Annotated in this window: 16 protein-coding genes and 1 pseudogene; 13 read left to right on the top strand and 4 right to left on the bottom strand. The window is 43.9% G+C overall.

Features of this window, described 5'->3' with window-relative positions; genetic code table 11:
* Window positions 1-219 precede the first annotated feature (219 nt).
* The 6 genes from AB4407_RS09585 to AB4407_RS09610 all read left to right on the top strand — a co-directional run bounded on the left by AB4407_RS09585 (window position 220) and on the right by AB4407_RS09610 (window position 6,499).
* Window positions 220-1,512 carry an extracellular solute-binding protein gene (locus AB4407_RS09585; protein WP_372120389.1) on the top strand — a complete coding sequence of 431 codons (1,293 nt, stop codon included), beginning with the start codon at window positions 220-222 and terminating at the stop codon, window positions 1,510-1,512.
* Between the two features lie 262 nt (window positions 1,513-1,774).
* Window positions 1,775-2,656: an ABC transporter permease subunit gene (locus AB4407_RS09590; RefSeq protein WP_372120390.1), complete on the top strand. Its 882-nt coding sequence runs from the start codon at window positions 1,775-1,777 to the stop codon at window positions 2,654-2,656.
* A 38-nt stretch (window positions 2,657-2,694) separates the two neighbouring features.
* Window positions 2,695-3,537: a sn-glycerol-3-phosphate ABC transporter permease UgpE gene (ugpE, locus tag AB4407_RS09595; RefSeq protein WP_048669553.1), complete on the top strand. Its 843-nt coding sequence runs from the start codon at window positions 2,695-2,697 to the stop codon at window positions 3,535-3,537.
* Window positions 3,527-4,825, top strand: a complete 1,299-nt coding sequence (ugpC, locus tag AB4407_RS09600; RefSeq protein WP_372120391.1) for a sn-glycerol-3-phosphate ABC transporter ATP-binding protein UgpC — start codon at window positions 3,527-3,529, stop codon at window positions 4,823-4,825. Before ugpE ends, ugpC begins: the two co-directional genes overlap by 11 nt.
* Window positions 4,826-4,881: 56 nt before the next feature.
* Entirely contained in the window at window positions 4,882-5,601 is a 720-nt protein-coding gene (locus AB4407_RS09605) for a glycerophosphodiester phosphodiesterase family protein (RefSeq protein WP_372120392.1), read from the top strand.
* A gap of 160 nt (window positions 5,602-5,761) precedes the next feature.
* Window positions 5,762-6,499 (top strand): sulfite exporter TauE/SafE family protein, encoded by a 738-nt coding sequence (locus AB4407_RS09610; protein ID WP_372120393.1) that lies wholly within the window; start codon window positions 5,762-5,764, stop codon window positions 6,497-6,499.
* A 105-nt stretch (window positions 6,500-6,604) separates the two neighbouring features.
* Here AB4407_RS09610 and AB4407_RS09615 read toward each other — a convergent pair whose 3' ends face one another.
* The 3 genes and pseudogenes from AB4407_RS09615 to AB4407_RS09625 form a co-directional block, all read right to left on the bottom strand.
* Window positions 6,605-7,378, bottom strand: coding sequence for a murein L,D-transpeptidase family protein (locus AB4407_RS09615; RefSeq protein ID WP_372120394.1), 774 nt, complete (start codon window positions 7,376-7,378; stop codon window positions 6,605-6,607).
* 2 nt (window positions 7,379-7,380) lie between these two features.
* Window positions 7,381-7,863 (bottom strand): annotated as a pseudogene (locus AB4407_RS09620) (N-acetyltransferase family protein).
* A gap of 213 nt (window positions 7,864-8,076) precedes the next feature.
* Window positions 8,077-8,853 carry a glycosyltransferase family 25 protein gene (locus AB4407_RS09625; RefSeq protein WP_372120395.1) on the bottom strand — a complete coding sequence of 259 codons (777 nt, stop codon included), beginning with the start codon at window positions 8,851-8,853 and terminating at the stop codon, window positions 8,077-8,079.
* A gap of 604 nt (window positions 8,854-9,457) precedes the next feature.
* On the opposite strand from AB4407_RS09625, the gene AB4407_RS09630 reads away from it, so the two are divergent.
* The 5 genes from AB4407_RS09630 to AB4407_RS09650 all read left to right on the top strand — a co-directional run bounded on the left by AB4407_RS09630 (window position 9,458) and on the right by AB4407_RS09650 (window position 13,865).
* Window positions 9,458-10,438 (top strand): Gfo/Idh/MocA family protein, encoded by a 981-nt coding sequence (locus AB4407_RS09630; protein ID WP_372120396.1) that lies wholly within the window; start codon window positions 9,458-9,460, stop codon window positions 10,436-10,438.
* A 163-nt stretch (window positions 10,439-10,601) separates the two neighbouring features.
* Window positions 10,602-10,763 (top strand): hypothetical protein, encoded by a 162-nt coding sequence (locus tag AB4407_RS09635; RefSeq protein ID WP_009846296.1) that lies wholly within the window; start codon window positions 10,602-10,604, stop codon window positions 10,761-10,763.
* 295 nt (window positions 10,764-11,058) lie between these two features.
* The gene (grxB, locus tag AB4407_RS09640) at window positions 11,059-11,691 is read left to right on the top strand and encodes a glutaredoxin 2 (protein WP_372120397.1); all 633 of its coding nucleotides are present in this window, start codon (window positions 11,059-11,061) and stop codon (window positions 11,689-11,691) included.
* 324 nt (window positions 11,692-12,015) lie between these two features.
* The gene (locus AB4407_RS09645) at window positions 12,016-12,693 is read left to right on the top strand and encodes a hypothetical protein (protein ID WP_372120398.1); all 678 of its coding nucleotides are present in this window, start codon (window positions 12,016-12,018) and stop codon (window positions 12,691-12,693) included.
* A complete protein-coding gene (locus tag AB4407_RS09650) occupies window positions 12,693-13,865 on the top strand; it encodes a serine protease (protein ID WP_372120399.1) in 1,173 nt (390 codons plus the stop codon). Before AB4407_RS09645 ends, AB4407_RS09650 begins: the two co-directional genes overlap by 1 nt.
* A 167-nt stretch (window positions 13,866-14,032) precedes the next feature.
* Here AB4407_RS09650 and AB4407_RS09655 read toward each other — a convergent pair whose 3' ends face one another.
* Entirely contained in the window at window positions 14,033-14,866 is an 834-nt protein-coding gene (locus tag AB4407_RS09655; RefSeq protein WP_372120400.1) for a pyruvate, water dikinase regulatory protein, read from the bottom strand.
* A 178-nt stretch (window positions 14,867-15,044) separates the two neighbouring features.
* Between AB4407_RS09655 and ppsA the strand changes: the two genes are divergently transcribed.
* Both ppsA and AB4407_RS09665 read left to right on the top strand, forming a co-directional pair.
* Entirely contained in the window at window positions 15,045-17,417 is a 2,373-nt protein-coding gene (ppsA, locus tag AB4407_RS09660) for a phosphoenolpyruvate synthase (RefSeq protein WP_372120401.1), read from the top strand.
* Between the two features lie 212 nt (window positions 17,418-17,629).
* Window positions 17,630-18,967, top strand: coding sequence for an MATE family efflux transporter (locus tag AB4407_RS09665; protein WP_372120402.1), 1,338 nt, complete (start codon window positions 17,630-17,632; stop codon window positions 18,965-18,967).
* The last annotated feature ends 347 nt before the right edge of the window (window positions 18,968-19,314 follow it).

The raw sequence follows: 19,314 nt of genomic DNA on the forward strand, positions 1-19,314 counted from the left end.
GTACAACAAACCTCTTAAAAACCGCACACAGTAAATATCAAAACTATCAATAACTTCTCTCTTAAATGAAATCGAAATGAATCTTTCATATCAGTGAAACGGTTTAGCCACGTAAGTGAAATACGTCCTGTTCAAGATAGCTTCAAACGATACCCCTACCGTCTCGTTAATACTCAAATTCAATACCTCTATATCGATTTCATCCAAAAGGAAAAGAAGATGAATAAGCTAATTTTGGCAGGCGTTCTTTCTGCGACAGCAGCAATGCCGGCGTTCGCAACGACTCAAGTTACTTGGTGGCACGCAATGGGCGGCCAGCTTGGAGAAACAGTAAACAAAATTGCGACCGATTTTAACGCGTCACAAGATGATTACGAGATCACGCCAATCTACAAAGGGTCATACACAGAGACCTTAACAGCGGGGATCGCGGCCTACCGAGCAGGCGAAGCACCAAACATTCTACAAGTCTTCGATGCGGGTGCAGCCACCATCATGAACGCCAAAGGTGTCGCGAAACCAGTACAGGATATTCTGGTTGAGTCGGGCTACAACTTTAATTCGAACGACTACCTAGCGGGCGTTCGTAACTTCTATGCCGACAACCAAGGCAAGATGGTCGGCATGCCTTTCAACAGCTCGACACCGGTTCTTTACTACAACAAAGATCTTCTCGCAGAAGTGGGAACCGAGGCGCCTAAGACTTATGAAGAACTCGAAGTTGTTGCTAAGAAACTGAAGGCCGAAGGGCACATTGCGTTTTCTCAATCTCTGACGCCGTGGATCATGTTTGAAAACTTTAAGTCTCGCCACAATCTACCGGTCGCAGACCAAAACAATGGTTACGACGGCTTATCCACTAAGATCATGTTCAATACCAAAGACATGATGATGCACGTCAGCAAAATGAAAGAGTGGTCAGATTTAGGTTACTACAAGTATTACGGCAGCGATTGGGATGCAAACCAAACACCTTTCGAACGTCAAGAAGTGGCGATGTGGATGGGTTCTTCTGGTTCATTCGGTGGCTTACGTAACCGCGTACCTTTCGAACTAGGCACCACCTACCTTCCCTACTGGAAATCAGTTAACCCAGATGCAGGCTTAACCTTCATTGGTGGTGCCGCTCTGTTTGCACTCAATGGCCATGACCAGAAACAGGACAAAGGTGTTGCTGCGTTCTTTGATTACTTAACTAAGCCTGAAACTCAGGTTTACTGGCACCAAACAACAGGCTATGTACCTGTAACAACTGCTGCCTATGAACTAGCGAAAGAGTCTGGCTACTACAAAGAGCAACCCGACGCAGAAGTGGGTGTTAAACAGCTGAGTCTAAAACCGGGCGAGTGGACTAAAGGCTACCGCTTAGGTTACTACCCGCAGATCCGTGAAGTGATGCATCGTGAGTTCGACAACATCTTCGCTGACCGTTCTAGCGTCGAGAACAGCCTAGACAAAGTCGAAGATGAAAGTAGTAAGCTACTGAAACGCTTCGCTCGCACCATGAACTAGATCGGTTAATAACTAGATCGGGATCGATTAATGAAACGAAACTGTTCACAAGCTTAAAGCTTAGAGAATCAGAGCCGTTCATCGCTCCTCACGACTTGTCACTGCATCGTTAAAAAACGCAATGGCAAGGCGTGAGGAGATTATTCATTAGCGCCATTTCTTGCTCCAACAATGATAACTCAACGGGATGCATGCCTTGATATCGCGCTAATGGTAACGGCCGCTCATATTGGCCACTGTAATTATTTTTAGGGATTACCCTGTGGAACGACGTCAACAATTTTTTCATTCTCCACTGCCTTATTTATTTTTGGCACCTCAGATACTCATCATCGCGGTTTTCTTTATCTATCCGGCGGCAAAGGCGGTGTATCTCTCCTTCATGCTAGAAGATCCTTGGGGAACCTCATCGATATTCGTATGGTTTGAAAACTATCAAATGCTATTCGAATCGAGTGAGTACCTAAGCTCGATTGGCTTCACTCTGATGTTCGCGATCGTGGTGTCTTTCTTGTCGCTAGCGTTGGCGCTGCTGCTCGCCGTCAAAGCCGACAACATCATTCATGGCCAAGGGGCTTACAAAGTCACCCTCACTTGGGTATATGCCGTTGCTCCCGCGATTGCAGGCGTTATTGGTGCTTTCCTGTTTAACCCGCACATTGGCGTATTCACGGAGGTATTTGCAGTGGTGGGTTGGGATTTCAGCTTCCAGACCGATCCGATGGATGCCACGTTTGCTCTGATTTTGGTGTCCGTGTGGAAACAGGTTTCGGTGAATTTCATCTACTTTCTGGCGGGGCTTCAATCAATCTCGTACGCGGTAAAAGAAGCGGCAATGCTGGATTGTGTCAGCGACTCAAAACGTTTCTGGACCATTACTTTCCCGCTACTCGCACCTACAGGCTTCTTTCTTCTGGTCATCAACCTCACCTACTCGTTCTTTGAAACTTTTGGTGTCATAGACACCATGACCAACGGCGGCCCTGGTGGCGGCACTACTTCGTTAGTGTACAAGGTGTATCGAGATGGGTTTGTTGGCGCAGATTTAGGCGGCAGCTCTGCACAATCTGTTGTGTTGTTACTACTGGTACTCACTCTTACATTTATCCAGTTTCGCGTTGTAGAAAAGCGTGTTCATTACTAGCCCACTACAGCTAGGTTTTAACGCGACAGGAGTTATTTATGAAAAGTAATAAGATCTCTGACCACCTAATTTTAATTGCTGGGATGCTGTTCATGTTGGTCCCTATTTGGCTAATCTTCGCCAGCTCGACGCATAACCCAAACACCATTGTCAGCGATGGCTTGCAGTGGTTACCGGGCGATAACTTTACAGCCATTTATAGCGAAGCTTGGAACAAAAGCATGGGCTTCAGTGGTGAAGTCACCGCTAGCAAAATGATCGCCAATTCGATGATCATGGGACTAGGTTTTGCGATCGGTAAGATCATCATTTCGATGATGGCCGCGTTTGCTTTGGTCTACTTCAGGCTGCCTTACGCCACGGCTTGGTTTTGGCTGATCTTCGTAACCCTGCTGTTACCACTAGAGGTTCGTATTATCCCATCTTATGAAGTGGTTGCTGGGCTTGGGCTGCTTAATAGCTACACAGGTTTAATTCTACCTCTGATCGCGTCAGCCACCGCAACCTTCTTTTTCAGGCAATTCTTCAAAACCATCCCCGATGAATTATTAGAAGCTGCACAGTTGGATAACGCAGGTCCGTTTCGATTCTTTGTCGACATCTTACTGCCACTGTCTAAAACCATGATCGCCGCGATCTTCATCATCATGTTTGTGGTGGGTTGGAACCAATATTTGTGGCCAATCATGATGACCACGGACGAAGGCTACAACACCATCGTGATGGGCATCAAACAAGTACTCAACAACATCAATGAAACCAGTTTACCGCGCTACGACTATGTTTTTGCCATGGTGATTTTAGCTATGTTGCCACCCGTTTTAGTGGTGGTTGTATTTCAGCGTTGGTTTGTAAAAGGGCTAGTAGAAAGTGAAAAATAGCAACGACACAACTCAAATGACCGATAACCGCATTCAATCACTCGATGAGTACAAGACGTCTCACCCAGCTTCTCCGCAAAAATCAGAGGACACCCCGATGCCAAAGTTAAAACAAACGTTAGGGCACACCCAAGCCACTCACGATCGTACGCACAAAGCACCTACCATGTTAGGCATCAAAAACTTGGTAAAGACTTATGAGAACGGTCATCGTGCAGTGAAAGATGTCTCACTTGATATCGCAAAGGGTGAATTTCTTGTGTTGGTTGGCCCATCGGGCTGCGGCAAGTCTTCTATCCTACGTTCCATTGCGGGCTTGGAAAGCATTTCTGGTGGCGAGATTCACTTAAGTGGTCGCCGTGTTGATAACGAAAAGCCAGCTCAGCGTGATATCGCAATGGTCTTCCAAAATTATGCGCTCTACCCGCACATGTCGGTTTACAAAAACCTCGCTTATGGTTTAAAGAACCGAGGTGTTAGTCAGCACCTTATTGAAGAGAAAATTGAGAAAGTCGCCAAGACACTGAGAATCGAAGAGTACCTAGACCGCAAGCCAGCCAAGCTTTCGGGTGGTCAGCGCCAGCGTGTTGCTATGGGACGAGCGATTGTACGCGACCCTCAACTGTTCCTGTTTGATGAGCCTTTGTCGAACCTAGATGCCTCACTGCGTGCTCACATGAGATTAGAGATCAAAAAACTGCAACGCGAACTTGGCGTGACCAGTGTTTACGTGACTCATGACCAAGTCGAAGCCATGACACTGGCTGATAGAATCGTGGTGCTCAACAAAGGCCAGATAGAGCAAGTCGGGACGCCACGAGAAGTCTACCACCAGCCAGCCAGTACTTTTGTGGCGAGCTTCATTGGCAGCCCTGCAATGAATTTTTTACCAGCAACACTCGATGACGGATACCTTGAGATTGGTGATCAGCAAATGTACTTACCCGAGTACGCCCACGTAAAAAATACAGCGATCACACTTGGTATTCGTCCAGAGCACTCTGAAATTGGTTCAGAATTGATGATGAACACCTTGCCTCTTGAACTGCGTATCAGTGTGGTTGAGCCTTTGGGTCCAAATCAATTGGTTCATGGTCTGGTGAACGAGCAGCCCTTCATTGCAGTCACACCCGAAACGACACTGTGCCAAGCTGTCCCCCTAGGGCTAAGAATCGATAAATCCAACCTGCATATTTTTGACAATCATGGCAAACGCATTCACCCAAATAATTTCACATCACAGGAGCCACACGAAGATACGACAAGCTTAACGACGGCTCTCGCTTAATCGAGTACACTGATATTTATTGCGTTTTTACGGTGCGTCTTTAAGAAGGATTAATTATGTCGTCTATCATCGTAGGTCATCGGGGTGTAGCAGGTACTCATCCAGAAAATACCAAGGCAAGCATTGAACAAGCCGCTAAACTCGGTTTGAAATGGATTGAAGTAGATATTCAGCCAACTCAGGATGATCAACTTGTGGTTTGTCACGACCACACCCTTGAGCGCTGCAGCGATGGCAAAGGTCGTGTCGACGAACACACCCTTGCAGAACTGCGTCAGCTTGATTTTGGCAGTTGGAAGTCTAAGCAGTTCGCTGGTGAAAGAATATTGACGCTGGAAGAATTGCTCGCGCTTGTTGAGCAGCATGATCTCAGCGTCAACTTAGAGATTAAAGTCGACAGTCGACATCAAGCCCCTCATGTCGTTGATTTGCTACATACAGAGTTGATTCGTTCAAATCTAGACACCGACAGAGTGCTGCTTTCAAGTTTCAGCCATCAAGTGGTTTCTGAAATGGCTCGTCACCTGCCGAGATACCGCGTTGGTGTAATTACAGAGCAACTGACTCAAGCCGACTTGATGTTGATTGACGAAGTTAAAGCGTTCAGCTGCCACATGAACTACGAACACGTGAATCAGAGCGATCTCGATACACTAGGTGAAGCAAAAATCCAAACATGGTGCTACACCGTAAACGATCCGTCTCACTTCAAATTCATCTCAAAAGTAGATGCCGTATTTACTGATTTCCCGAATCAATTTACCTCTATAAATTGACCAAGCGAATACTGTAAAAACAACCCCGAGAGGCTTTAAAACTAACTCTCGGGAAACCTCAAAATTAGGTAGCAAACACAAGTGAGTAGGAGTACATTCCGCTACTCACTTGGTTTTATTAGCTCGCTCTATTTAGACAGCTTCATTGGTTACTTAATTTATGGATCTCATTTTTAGTCCAACCTTCCCAATTTTGGGTGCAATCTTCATTTTCGCCGCTATTGTTCGTGGCTTCTCAGGTTTCGGTTTCACCTTAGTGGCATTGCCATTAAGTGCGTTATTCGCCCCTGTTATCGAACTGGTTCCCGTTTTCATGCTGATCGACCTGTTAGGCAATATCCAATTGCTGCCGAAGGTAAAACATCACGTAGATTGGCGCTGGGTTTCAAAGGTATTTGTCCCTTGCTTGGCCTTCACACCTTTAGGTTTACTGTTGCTCAAATCGGTTAGCCAAGACACGATCATTTTGATCATCAGTGCTTTTATCTTTGCGTCTGCACTTATGATCTACAAAGGGTTCCAGTACAAAAGAGAGCCTAGATTTACTCCCTATATTCTAGGTAGCCTTGCTGGGATAATGAACGGCGCAGCTTCAATGTCAGGGCCTCCGATTGGTACACACGCATTGGCAAGCCCAGTTGCTCCGCATATAGCCAGAGCTGGCTTGATTGCGTTCTTTGTGTTGGCAGATTCCAGTGCGTTTGTATCGGCATCTATCGCAGGATTAGTCGACCGCGAGGTGGTCTGGCTTACTTTTGCATTGTTACCAAGCAGCATGTTTGGCGGTTATGTGGGTTCTAAACTATTCGAGAGATTTGGTGGAGCGAAGTTTAAGCCAGTCACGATTGCATTGCTGATCGTGATTGCGATATTCAGTGCAGGTCGAGTCTTACTGTAACTGGCTTTAACGGTTAATTTTGGAAGTTGTTTTTACGAATTGATTACGGAAATTGACTGCGCGAATTGATTTCGGAAAATGATTAAGAAAAGAGGGTACCAATTACTACCATTCAATATGGATAGGAGTACCCATTTTTACGAGTTGGATGAACTCATCCATATCTTGATTGGTTAGTGCAATACAACCATCCGTCCAATCAAAGCTTTGAATAAAGCTCGGTGAACGGCGCTCACCATTTTTAATACCGTGAATCTTGATGTTCCCTCCAGGGTCGACATCATTTTCTTCAGCCCACTGCATATCCGAAGGTTGCGGGTAGCTGATATGCACCGAGCGGTGAAAATCCGATTCTTCCATCACATAATCGAGCTGGTATTCCCCTTCAGGTGTTCGGTTGTCTCCTTCAAAACGTTTATGCCCTTTCGGTTGTTTCCCTAACGCAATACGAAACTCTTGAATGACCTCATCACCCTTAAGTAGGTACATTCTACGTTTCGATTTATCAACTTTGACTAAAGTAACCACTTGCGACAGCGAATCTATCTCAGAAGAGGGACCGGCTAGAGTGTAAGACTGTTGAGAAGAGCTTTGAGGAAGACGTTTAGATGAACCTTGAGACAGCTGGGCAACTTGTTCGCCAGAGTTACGGCTAAGAACATCATCCACAATAATCACATGTTTGAAATTTGAGATCACTGAAGAGGTTGAGTTAGAGGAAGACGTTGAGACACGCTGAGAGTGAGCTGGTGCCGACTCGAATACAATCGTCTCGATCGCCGTCGCGTCAGAGACTATTTTCTCGACTACGACCTGCTCAGCATTCGCGTTCGGAACCACAAACAGTAAACACAGTAATAAAGACCAAAACAGACGCACCCTCAAATCTCCTCAAAACGCATGGACATGGTTCGTGACTGAGTTTCCATTCCTAACGACTCATAGAAACCCTTAGCTTGCTGATTAAACTCCATCACTTCTAACCTAAGCTCGATAGCACCACTCGCTTGCGCCTATTGATTGAATGACTTCATCAGCGCTCTGCCGACGCCTTGACTCTGAACCTGATCGTTCACCACAATCGTATTCACCCTTGCCACCTTATGCGACTGAATAAAGCTAACCCCTTTATTCTGCGTTACCTTCCCAGCTAAGAAGCCAACCACCTGTTGATCGTCAGCCGCAACAAAGAAAGCGCCAACCGAATCAAGCATCAATCCCAACCAATATTCTTCACTATCACCTAAACCCTGTGAGGCTGGCGCAAACACCATAGGAGCACCAAGGTGGTGTTGACGGTTTATCTGTTCAGAGAGCTCCAAGATCGAGCTAATATCAGTTACCTTGGCGGTCCGGATTTGAATATCACTACCTTTTTTACATTCAATAACACCTTAGCAAAAATAGCTTAGTTGTGCACCGTCCTACTCTTTTAACAAAACTTTCTAGTCAGAGCTTAATGCTACTAATCACATAACGCGATAACGAAAAACAGCTCCCAATTGGGAGCTGTTATTAATATCTAAATCTCGGTGAGTTCTAAACTAATGAAGCAAAATCAATCAGATAAAAAACGTTCAAAAGCCGTTAAACATTTTGGGTCTGCTTTTTTTGATTGTTACCGTATAGGTCAAATTGAACAAACCATTCATGGCGACATCTCTAAACTTACTTAAGAATTTTAGAGTTTTAATACGGAGTGATTTTTTAATACGGAATGTTCTTTCGCCGATCACGGATTCCGCGGCCCCTCCAGTTAAACCAGCAGGAGATACACCATAGGTTGGTTGTTTATGAAGCCATACATTTCTAATGAAGACATCAACTGGGTACAGGAATCGATCGCTTTTTTCTATAAACGTTTTTGCCACATGAGGTGTGATCATATAAGCAGTCATACATAACGGTGTTTTAATATGTCGCACTAGACTTTGTTCGTCATCTAGATTTTCAACAACATAGTTATATTCTCTTTTGTTAGAATAATTTTCTAACCGAATATAACCACACTCTTCAATATGCTCACTGGCGTGTTGAACCGTTTTTTCGAAGACATCAACATCAACCATAACATCGTCTTCAAAGATGATAATTGGCTGATTCAGTTCAATACACTTTTCCCATGCCAAATAGTGGCTACTGTAACACCCTATTTCACCTGGAACCGCAACCCTTCCATTCAATGCATAAAAGGCTGCTTCATCATAACGCTTCATCAAAGGGTGGTCTTTAGATAAGCTAGCATCAACGCCACTCAGCTTTTCTATGTCTAGTTTTTTAATATTTAAAAGTTGTTCTTGGCTAGATAAAAATCGCTCTGACTTTCGCTCCAACGAAATGATGATAGATTTCACAGTAAAAAAACACCTATTGCTAATAATTTAACCCATAAGAAATTAATATAAATATCAACAAAAGTAACCCCCCTATTTCTCATAATTAGAACCAATCTAAAACAAATGTTGTTCATTATTCCAATTATGTTCAACTTCGTGACTATGTAACGTAGTTTTCTCCCAATCGATAACATTTTATTGTCTTAAAATGTTATCGATTGCTAAACAAAATGATATTAAAACACCATAGGTTAATTGCGCGATTGCATATAAATACAACTGCATATCTATTCGACTTGTATAATACTCCTTAAGAATTGACGAGAAGATATAATCAATAGTTCTTCATTCTTTAGATATTGAGTCTTTTATATTAAAACACTTCCGATAAACCACTAATTTAGAGAATACAATCGATCACTGAAACTAAACCTGCACCTCCTAGCTCCTAACCAGCACAAAAAGACTTTATTATGATGCTCCGCATACTCAGGTATGAATGAGTTCATATTAATATCAGGCTAAAGATCTTAGCGAATTGTTCCGCAAATCTCGGAAACAATGCTAGTCGTTGAGTGCTACTATCTATGCAGAATCAATACACTAACGACTGGATACCTCTATGATTAAGTTCGCTGTAATTGGAACCAATTGGATTACACAGAAATTTGTTCAAGCTGCTCATGAATCACAATCGATGCAGTTGGCTGCTGTTTATTCACGAAATCTAGCCAGCGCGGCGCAGTTCGCCCAAGAATTTGACGTTGAAACGATGTATGACTCACTCGACGCATTGGCAAATGACAACACGGTCAAAGCTGTGTACATCGCTTCTCCGAACTCACTGCATTGCGAGCAATCCATCTTGATGATGGAACACGGCAAGCATGTCATCTGTGAAAAGCCTGTCGCATCGAATATTGAAGAAGCAACACGGATGTTTGAGGTCGCTCAGAAGAACAGCGTGGTGCTGTTTGAGGCGTATAAATCTCAGTTTCTACCGAACTTTGAGCAAGTTCAACTCGGCTTAAAAAAGATAGGCAAAGTGCATAAAGCGCACATCAACTACTGTCAATATTCATCGCGTTACCAGAAATACTTAAACGGCGAGAACCCAAACACCTTCAACCCGGCCTTCTCGAACGGTTCACTCGTCGATATTGGTTTCTACTGTGTAGCGGCAACGGTTGCTCTGTTTGGTAAGCCTGAAAATGCTCAAGCTTCTGCAAAGTTGCTTGAATCCGGTGTGGATGCGCATGGCTGTGCGATCTTCCAATATCCAGAGTTTGACGTGACTCTTGCTCACTCTAAAGTCAGCGACTCTTACGCACCAAGCGAGATCCAAGGCGAACAGGGAGCGATCATCATCGATCACATTGCAGAATGCACCGACGTTAAGATCCGCTACCGTGATGGCAGCATTGAAAACCTCACTCAAGCACAGAGCGAAAACTCAATGAATTATGAAGCGCAAGCCTTTGCAGGCTGTATTGAGGGCGATAAAGCCACACAAGCTCAAGCCAAACTTCGTGCTTTAACCGTTGCCAAGTTAATTACAGAGATGCGTCAGCAAGTTGGTGTCGTTTATCCTGCCGATAAATAACATCATCGCTAGGTTAACCAACTGATTTTTAAAAAATATTGACTTGTACATAACTAAATTTAATCTTTACGATAAATAACCGGATTAGTTGATCGGGGTACCATCTGTTTAAATCCGCGTTCGATATCTATCGTATTAATTTAATTTATTGAAGGTGTGTAAAGTGTTTTCAGTTGATGATCGCGTTGTAGCAACAAAAGGTGTTGAGCTAGGTGAAATGGTTGTAATTGGCCTAAGTGCTGGTGGCGGCTACGTTCACGTTACAACAGTAGAAGGCGCAATAATGACGCTTACTTACCCTGCAAAAGACCTTAAAAAAGCATAGTTTAACCGCTCCCTCTTTTAGTAGTCACTCTGCTAAAGGTAACAAAATTGAGGCCTTGGCTGATTTCACTCTTCTGCATTAGAGTGAACAGCTAGGGCCTTTTTTGTGCCTGAGATTCCTTAATAGCCTTCCCATTAGTTTACTCGTTGCAGTAAAACCGAGTCCAACAGACAATAGAATCAATCAAAGAGTATTCACACCAAGTACTTATTTACTCTTGATGCTTAGTATTCGCAAGATCTTCTGGTACATTAGCATTATCTTATATTTATAATGACCTGAACTGAGGGAAGCTATGAAGCTTTATATTTACGACCACTGCCCTTTCTGTGCAAGAGTAGCCTACATTGCTCAATCTCTAGGCTTGGACATCGATCTTGTCTCTGTCGATTATGATGACGCCCAAACGCTTATCGATCTGATCGGTAAAAAGATGGTGCCTGTATTACAAAAAGACGATGGCTGTATTATGGCCGAAAGCCTAGACATCATTGCTTATTTCATGGATTTTAAATCAAGTGATGAGCAACGTGAACCTTCAGAGCAGGCTGCACTTTTCCAAAGCCGATCTTTCCCTCTCACTCAACAGATCGGGCGCCCACGTTGGTGGAATCTTGACTTGGCTGAATATCGCTCTGCAGGAGCAAAAGAAGCTTGGCGTGTTAGTAAAGAGACCGAAGGCTTTAATTTTGAAGAACTCTTAGAAAAGACCCCACAATACGTTCAACTGATTAACCCATTGCTAAAAGATGCAGAGCTTCTCATGGAACTTGAGAATGGTGAATCATCGCTACCTTTGGTTGATCAAGCTCTTTATTTCTCAATGCTTCGTGGTTTCTACGTAGAGCCAAGTATTGAATGGCCACCGGAAATTGATCGCTGGATGGAACGCAAAAGCAAGGAGCTTGGTGTCGGGCTGCTTAAATAGACTAAAAAACCGAAGCCTAGTGCTTCGGTTTTTATTTATTTTCCAAATTGATTTCTGACTCGTCCTAAATAAAGCTGACATTGCCCAATCAGAAAATTGGAAAGTGGCATGAAATCAGTAACTAGACGAACCTACGAAGCCGAGAAACGGTTTGAATGGGATGAATCAAATTTGTCTTAGATATATAGATCGTCAAATTATCATCACGACATCATGACGCTCTTTTTGATCTTTATTCAATCAAAATACACTCTTACAAACCGCTTACATTTGCTTCATAATTACCATATATGATTCAGCGACTTTCTATAAAAAGGACTGATGATGAAGCTTAAACTTTTATCACTTGCATTAATTTCCAGCGGATTAATTGCATCAGAAACAGCAACACTTTCCAATATTTCTACGGAACAAAGCGAAACGCTTTTAGTCACATCAAAATTTCACGGATACAAAACAGAGAGAGATAGTGAATTTAGATATGTTGATACTGTTGATTTAAACGGCATAGATTGGGCTTTTTGGTACGGTGAAAACCGTTCACAATCAAAGCCAAGAACAAATCTTATCAGCGATGTTAGAACATTCGGTGAGTTTAAATTCCAGCATCTAAAACCAGCTCACGGCAATGAATATTTTTGGAACAGTGGCAGCTCTAGAGATTTTCTAGGTGAATCAAATCATGCAATTCTCGTCAAGCCCGGCGGTGGCTTTGAGTTTACCGTAAAACCCGGTAAGGCTGGAGAGTTCAAGCTAGATCTGTATACACATAACTGGCTGGCTATGTCAGAGTTCACAGCATGTTTGAAAAATGACTGTGTAACCATTACAAACTACTACCCATCGCACATATCAACGACGAAGAACAGCGTCCAATTTTCAACTCATACGGTAACAGATGAGCTAACAATTACATACAAAGCAAAGAACGATCAATTCAGCTGGAAAAATGACGATCCGTACCATGCACTAGAAGCAATCAATTTAAGTGAGGTGGAATAATGAAAAAGCTATTAATTGCAACGGCGGTTTTAGCCTCACTCTCTGCAAATGCTGGTTTAACCCGATTTGATCGTTCAGTTCAACAACACAAAGAATTTGCATTGCAAACAAAGTTTGATTTTGCTTGTAAGATGAATGCAGGTTCAGCAACGCTAATTGATCCTTTTTGGGTAGTTACTGCAAGCCATGTAAGCGGATCTAAGTCTGACGGATATCAAAACACTGTGACCTGTTATTCATACGAGAAAGACGAAGAAGGTGTTTATCAGCAGGTAACGCGCAAAGTTGCTAGCACAGATCCGAAAGGTCAATTTGGAGAATACAATTTCCCATATAGGAATGATCGCGGTTTTGGTGATTTCGCCCTTGTTCGACTAGATACGCCGATCACAGAAATCGAGCCAGCAAAACTACCTAAAGAGGGGATGTTTGATTACTCGAAAGTTTACCAGGTTAATCAAATTGGTTACGGCAATTACAACCACAGAAACGGCGGAACTAAACAGGTAATGCACAGTGAATATGAAGATCGCTGGCTTGCTGAATATTCATATGATTTCCGTACATTAGAAAAGACGGACTTAAACTGGCTTACTATTCATGGTGATTCCGGTTCAGGTATCACTATTGAAAAAGACGGTGAACTTTACTTAATCGGTGAGATTGGTTTGCAGTATAGCACCAGTGAAATCGGCGGCTGGACTGATACATTTGATGATGTGATCGCGCGTTTACCATTCATTCACAAGACGATGAAAGAACATGGCTTTAGCTATGCCGAGCCAATTGATTTTGACGCTATCAAATGGACGCCGGAAACACAAAACGATATTGATAACTTACATGCATTTTATTCTTACTGGCGCGCTGGCAACGTTGATTTCAACGAGACAAAATGGCTAAGTGATGGAAGCCTTCAAAGCGCGTTCTATGCTACAGAAGGCGATAGCTACACGATTGAAACCATGATAGAAAAAGGGCAAAAGCCTTTTGATGTATTTATTGATGGCCGACAAGTCGCGCACAATGTAGACGCAACTGATCAGGCTTTGAAACTTACGCTAAACGCATTTAAAGCAAAAGGCGATGTAGTGAAAGTAGAGTTTAAATTGATTGAACCAGGTGAGAACTTAACTATAGATCATTTTTTGGTTAAGTCGGTTGAACAGTAATATTTGATTATTAGCCCCAGCCTTATAGCTGGGGCTTTTTATTAAAATACACTTAACTTGGGTTTTACGTTTACGGCTTTATCAGAAATAGGTTGTTATTTTCAGGGACGCTGATGAAATTGCCACCTCGAATAAAGCAGCAAGATCGCTAGATCACAAACGAAAGATCAAAGAAGTTGGCGTCGCAAACCTGTACGTTCCAAGATTCGTGTCGAAATCTCTTCAACAGACAGTGACGAGGTGTTGATGTATGGAATGGCTTCACGCCTGAACAAACCTTCTACCGTTTGCAGCTCATACAAACATTGAGAGTCGCTTGCGTACTCGCTACCTGCCAATCGATTCTCACGGATCTCGGTCAGCCTTTCCGCATCAATCGTCAAACCAAACAACTTATGGCGATATATCTCAAACTCCGGTAACAACCTTAAGCGAGCAATATCATCATGGATAAACGGATAGTTTGCTACGCGTAAACCAAACTGCATTGCCATGTACAAGCTCGTTGGCGTTTTACCGCTGCGAGAGACACCCAACAAGATAATGTCGGCCTCTTCCAAGCCTTTTAAAGTAATGCCATCGTCGTGCGCTAACGTGTATTCGATAGCAGCAATACGGTCGAAGTATTTGTCCGAGTCTTTATTGACGCTACGAGAACGTTGCAGCTTCGGCTTAGGCGCCATTTTCGTATCATCTTGCACTTTCTGCACGATACTTTCTAACACGTCATAACAATGCGCAGGCGCATCTAACAGCTTGAGTTTTATCTCCGGAATCACAATCGAGAAAAAAACCAAAGGTTCATGGCCTGTTGCTCGATATGAAATCTCGATCTCTTTCAATAAATCAGAAAGTTTGTCTTCACTTTCGACAAACGGGAAGGTTTTTTCATTAGCTTCGAATGGGAATTGACCTAGAACAACATGCCCTAAAGTCTCACATGTTATGGCCGTTCCATCAGAAACATAGAATACATCACGACTTTGGATATCAATTTGCATTTTTTATTTAATGTTTAAAATTATTTTGAGTAGGATGGGAACCATAATATATATAACGAAACCCTGCTGACTATTACGTCCCCCACAGCTTTAAAAAATAATTTACATTTTTTTAAACTGATACGTAATCGTTTGCCTTTAAATCCCTACAATGCTTGCTATGTTTCTGGAGAAATAAATGCAAAATAACACCCTATGGTTCAATGGCCTTTCCATGGAAGATGTCGACAAAGTCGGCGGTAAGAATGCTTCACTTGGCGAGATGGTTTCTAACCTAGCCAACGCTGGCGTATCAGTACCTAATGGTTTTGCTACCACTTCGTATGCGTTTAACAACTTTCTTGACTACAAAGGTCTTGATGAGCGCATTCACCAACTCCTTGATGAACTTGATGTTGAAGACGTTGACGCACTGCGTAAGACAGGTGCAACGATTCGACAATGGGTTCTAGACGCACCCTTCCCAGAATCACTAGAGCAAGATATCCGTGATAACTACCGCGAACTGATTGAAGGCAACGAAGAATTGTCTGTTGCGGTTCGCTCATCGGCAACGGCTGAAGACCTTCCAGATGCTTCTTTTGCAGGCCAACAAGAAACCTTCCTTAACGTGAAAGGTATCGATGCGGTTATCGAAGCAACGAAACACGTGTTCGCTTCTCTGTTTAACGATCGCGCTATCTCTTACCGAGTACACCAAGGCTTTGATCACCGTGGCATTTCATTGTCTGCGGGCATCCAGCGCATGGTTCGCTCAGACAAAGCTTCTTCAGGTGTGATGTTCACGCTTGATACTGAATCAGGCTTCGACCAAGTGGTATTCATCACCTCTTCTTGGGGCCTAGGTGAAATGGTCGTACAAGGCGCGGTGAACCCAGATGAGTTCTACGTTCATAAGCCAATGCTAGAAGCGGGTCACTACCCAGTTGTTAAAAAGACGTTTGGTTCTAAGTTGATCAAGATGATCTACTCAACCAACCAAGAGATCGGCAAGCAAGTTGATATCATCGATACGGATACTCAAGAGCGTAACGAGTTCTCATTGAACGATGAAGAGATCAAGGAATTAGCAAAACAAGCGATGATCATCGAGAAGCACTACCAACGTCCGATGGACATTGAGTGGGCAAAAGATGGCATCGACGGCAAGCTTTACATCGTTCAAGCTCGTCCTGAAACCGTATGCTCTCAAAGCGACCAAAACGTTATCGAGCGTTACGAGCTGAACAACAAAGCGGATGTCTTGGTTGAAGGTCGTGCCATTGGTCAACGTATCGGTTCTGGCCCTGTTCGCCTAGTTGATTCTCTAGACCAAATGTCACTGGTTCAAGAAGGCGACGTACTGGTAACTGACATGACAGACCCAGACTGGGAACCTGTGATGAAGAAAGCCTCTGCGATTGTGACTAACCGTGGCGGCCGTACTTGTCACGCAGCAATCATTGCTCGTGAGCTCGGTATCCCTGCAATTGTTGGTTGTGGTTCCGCGACAAGCAGCCTAAATGACGGCGACACCGTAACAGTGTCATGTTCAGAAGGCGAAACAGGTTACGTTTACAACGGCGAACTCGACTTTGAGATCAAGCGTTCTGAAGTTGATGAGCTACCAATGCTGCCAACCAAAGTAATGATGAACGTGGGTAACCCAGATCGTGCCTTCGACTTCGCTCAAATTCCAAACGAAGGTGTTGGCCTTGCTCGTCTTGAATTCATCATCAACAAGATGATCGGTATTCACCCTAAAGCTCTGTTGAACTTCGATGAGCAAACGGATGAGATCAAAGCAGAAATCAATCAGCGCATCCGTGGCTACAAAGATCCTATCGATTTCTACGTAAGCAAGCTAACGGAAGGTATCGCGACTATCGCTTCTGCATTCTGGCCTAAGCGTGTGATCGTACGTATGTCTGACTTCAAGTCGAACGAATACAGCAACCTTGTTGGCGGTAAAACGTTTGAACCACATGAAGAGAACCCAATGCTGGGCTTCCGTGGTGCATCTCGTTACATCTCACCAGTATTCGAAGACTGTTTCGAACTAGAGACGCAAGCGCTAAAACGTGTTCGTAACGAGATGGGACTGAAGAACGTTGAAATCATGATCCCATTCGTTCGTACTCCGAGCGAAGCGGCATCGGTTATCGATATTCTGGCTAAGTTTAACCTACGTCGTGGTGACCAAGGTCTGAAAGTCATCATGATGTGTGAGCTTCCATCGAATGCGATCTTGGCTGATGAGTTCTTGAAGTACTTTGATGGTTTCTCGATCGGTTCGAACGACATGACACAGCTGACACTTGGCCTAGACCGAGATTCAGGTGACGTTGCTCACTTATTCGACGAGCGTAACCCAGCAGTGAAAGCGATGCTAAAAATGGCTATCGACGCAGCGGCGAAAGCGGGTAAATACGTGGGCATTTGTGGCCAAGGCCCATCTGACCATGACGACCTAGCGGAGTGGCTAATGGAACAAGGCATCAGCTCTGTTTCGTTGAATCCAGATACGGTTATCGACACGTGGTTGAAGCTTGGTAACGTTGCGAATAAGTAACGCTTAGCGCCCAAAAGTCGATTTCACAAAAAGTAAATACTACAAAGCCAGTCATCGCGACTGGCTTTTTTGTTCACCGAAAGCCAACAAAGATAACCTGCCTAGCATAACAAATATTGGTATCGCGCTGACCTTACGTTATCCTTTACACAATTCTTCATTGAGAGGTTTGTCACCAATACAAACCTAACTTCAAGACCGATAAGAGCGTTATGAATTCTACTACCGCAACTCCCTCGCCTTCTCTTGGCCGACAACTCTATACAATGACGTGGCCAATGCTGTTTGGAGTGCTTTCCCTAATGAGCTTCCAGCTTGTCGACAGTGCTTTTATTGGCCAACTGGGCGTGCTGCCGCTCGCAGTCCAAGGCTTCACGCTTCCAATACAGATGATCATCATTGGTATTCAGGTTGGGTTAGGTATCGCGACAACCGCGGTCATCGCGAGAGCCATTGGCGCTAATGAAATGCGCTACGCTAAGCAGCTTGGTGGATTAGTGATTGCGATGGGCAGCGTGAGTGTCGCGCTTTTCTCCGTCATCATCTATCTGCTGCGAGGGCCAATTTTACAATTGTTGGATGCGCCACCGACGGTATTACCGATCATTGATTCTTATTGGATCTATTGGCTAGCCAGCTCTTGGGCAGGTGCACTGCTCTACTTTTTCTACAGTGTGTGTCGTGCCAATGGTAATACCATGCTGCCCGGTTCAATGATGATCGCGACCAGTATCATCAACTTAATATTGGACCCGATTTTCATCTTTACGCTCGACATGGGCATCAATGGAGCCGCCATTGCGACCATCTTGGCGTTCGGTGCGGGTATCTTTATCGTTGCACCAAAGGTCACCAAGAAGCATTGGATGACATTCGATTGGAACGACCTTGATATAGGCAAGAGTGTTCGTTCCATAGGTAATATCATGGGCCCAGCGATGATCAGCCAACTGCTTCCACCTGTCTCTTCTATGTTGGCAACTAAGCTACTTGCGGGTTATGGCACTGCAGCCGTTGCAGCTTGGGCATTGGGTTCTCGTTTTGAGTTCTTCTCTATTGTGGCTGTGTTAGCACTAACGATGTCGATGCCCCCTATGATTGGCCGCATGTTGGGTGAAAAGAACCTTGGCAACATACGTAGTCTTGTGAAGATTGCCGTTACCTTCGTGTTAGGTTTCCAACTGGTCATCGCACTGGTCACTTGGATGTTCTCTGGCGGGTTAGCGAACCTCATGACCAGTGACAACGAAGTATCAACAATTCTGAACTATCACCTACTGATCGTTCCTATCAGCTTAGGGCCTTTGGGTATCTGTATGCTGATGGTTTCTATTTCTAACGCTTTGGGCAAGTCTTATACCGCATTAACGATTTCTGCACTGCGTCTGTTCGCCTTCTTCTTACCTTGCTTGTGGTTTGGCTCTCAGCTTGCGGGTATTGAAGGCCTATTCTGGGGCGCAATGGCAGGTAATGTGCTTGCCGGCACCTGTGCATGGTTCATGTATCTGCGCGCGCTAAAGCAAGTCGAGCTTAAACTGCCAAGCGAATAATCAAACAGAACACTCCAAAACCTAAAAAAGCAGCGACTTCCGCTGCTTTTTAGGATTTAAGTCCCTAGGCCGTCAGCTTTGGTGTCAATAATAAATAGAGCTTACGAGTTCCTAGTCGAGGCATGAGCGTCTTATACCAATTCAAGTAAAAATATGATCTAATTGAGGCCGTCGAACTCTTACAGAAAATCGCTATGGATAGCCTTAATAATACTGATTTTAAAAAGCTAGCAAGCCAACAAAAAACCATTCAAATGAAGGTTCGTTTGCTAATACCAATCACAGTAATACCAATCACAGTAAGTAAGTGATCAAAAATAGCGTAGGAAAAAGGCTTGAGAACAAGG

The organism is Vibrio sp. 10N.261.46.E11, assembly GCF_041472735.1.
Classification (GTDB): Bacteria; Pseudomonadota; Gammaproteobacteria; order Enterobacterales; family Vibrionaceae; genus Vibrio.

Bases quoted from the DNA above. Each gene is read 5' to 3' on its own strand.
- AB4407_RS09585 (WP_372120389.1), top strand. From the start codon at position 220: ATGAATAAGCTAATTTTGGCAGGCGTTCTTTCTGCGACAGCAGCAATG.
- ugpE (WP_048669553.1), top strand. From the start codon at position 2,695: ATGAAAAGTAATAAGATCTCTGACCACCTAATTTTAATTGCTGGGATG.
- AB4407_RS09605 (WP_372120392.1), top strand. From the start codon at position 4,882: ATGTCGTCTATCATCGTAGGTCATCGGGGTGTAGCAGGTACTCATCCA.
- AB4407_RS09610 (WP_372120393.1), top strand. From the start codon at position 5,762: ATGGATCTCATTTTTAGTCCAACCTTCCCAATTTTGGGTGCAATCTTC.
- AB4407_RS09630 (WP_372120396.1), top strand. From the start codon at position 9,458: ATGATTAAGTTCGCTGTAATTGGAACCAATTGGATTACACAGAAATTT.
- grxB (WP_372120397.1), top strand. From the start codon at position 11,059: ATGAAGCTTTATATTTACGACCACTGCCCTTTCTGTGCAAGAGTAGCC.
- AB4407_RS09645 (WP_372120398.1), top strand. From the start codon at position 12,016: ATGAAGCTTAAACTTTTATCACTTGCATTAATTTCCAGCGGATTAATT.
- AB4407_RS09650 (WP_372120399.1), top strand. From the start codon at position 12,693: ATGAAAAAGCTATTAATTGCAACGGCGGTTTTAGCCTCACTCTCTGCA.
- AB4407_RS09655 (WP_372120400.1), bottom strand. From the start codon at position 14,866: ATGCAAATTGATATCCAAAGTCGTGATGTATTCTATGTTTCTGATGGA.
- ppsA (WP_372120401.1), top strand. From the start codon at position 15,045: ATGCAAAATAACACCCTATGGTTCAATGGCCTTTCCATGGAAGATGTC.
- AB4407_RS09665 (WP_372120402.1), top strand. From the start codon at position 17,630: ATGAATTCTACTACCGCAACTCCCTCGCCTTCTCTTGGCCGACAACTC.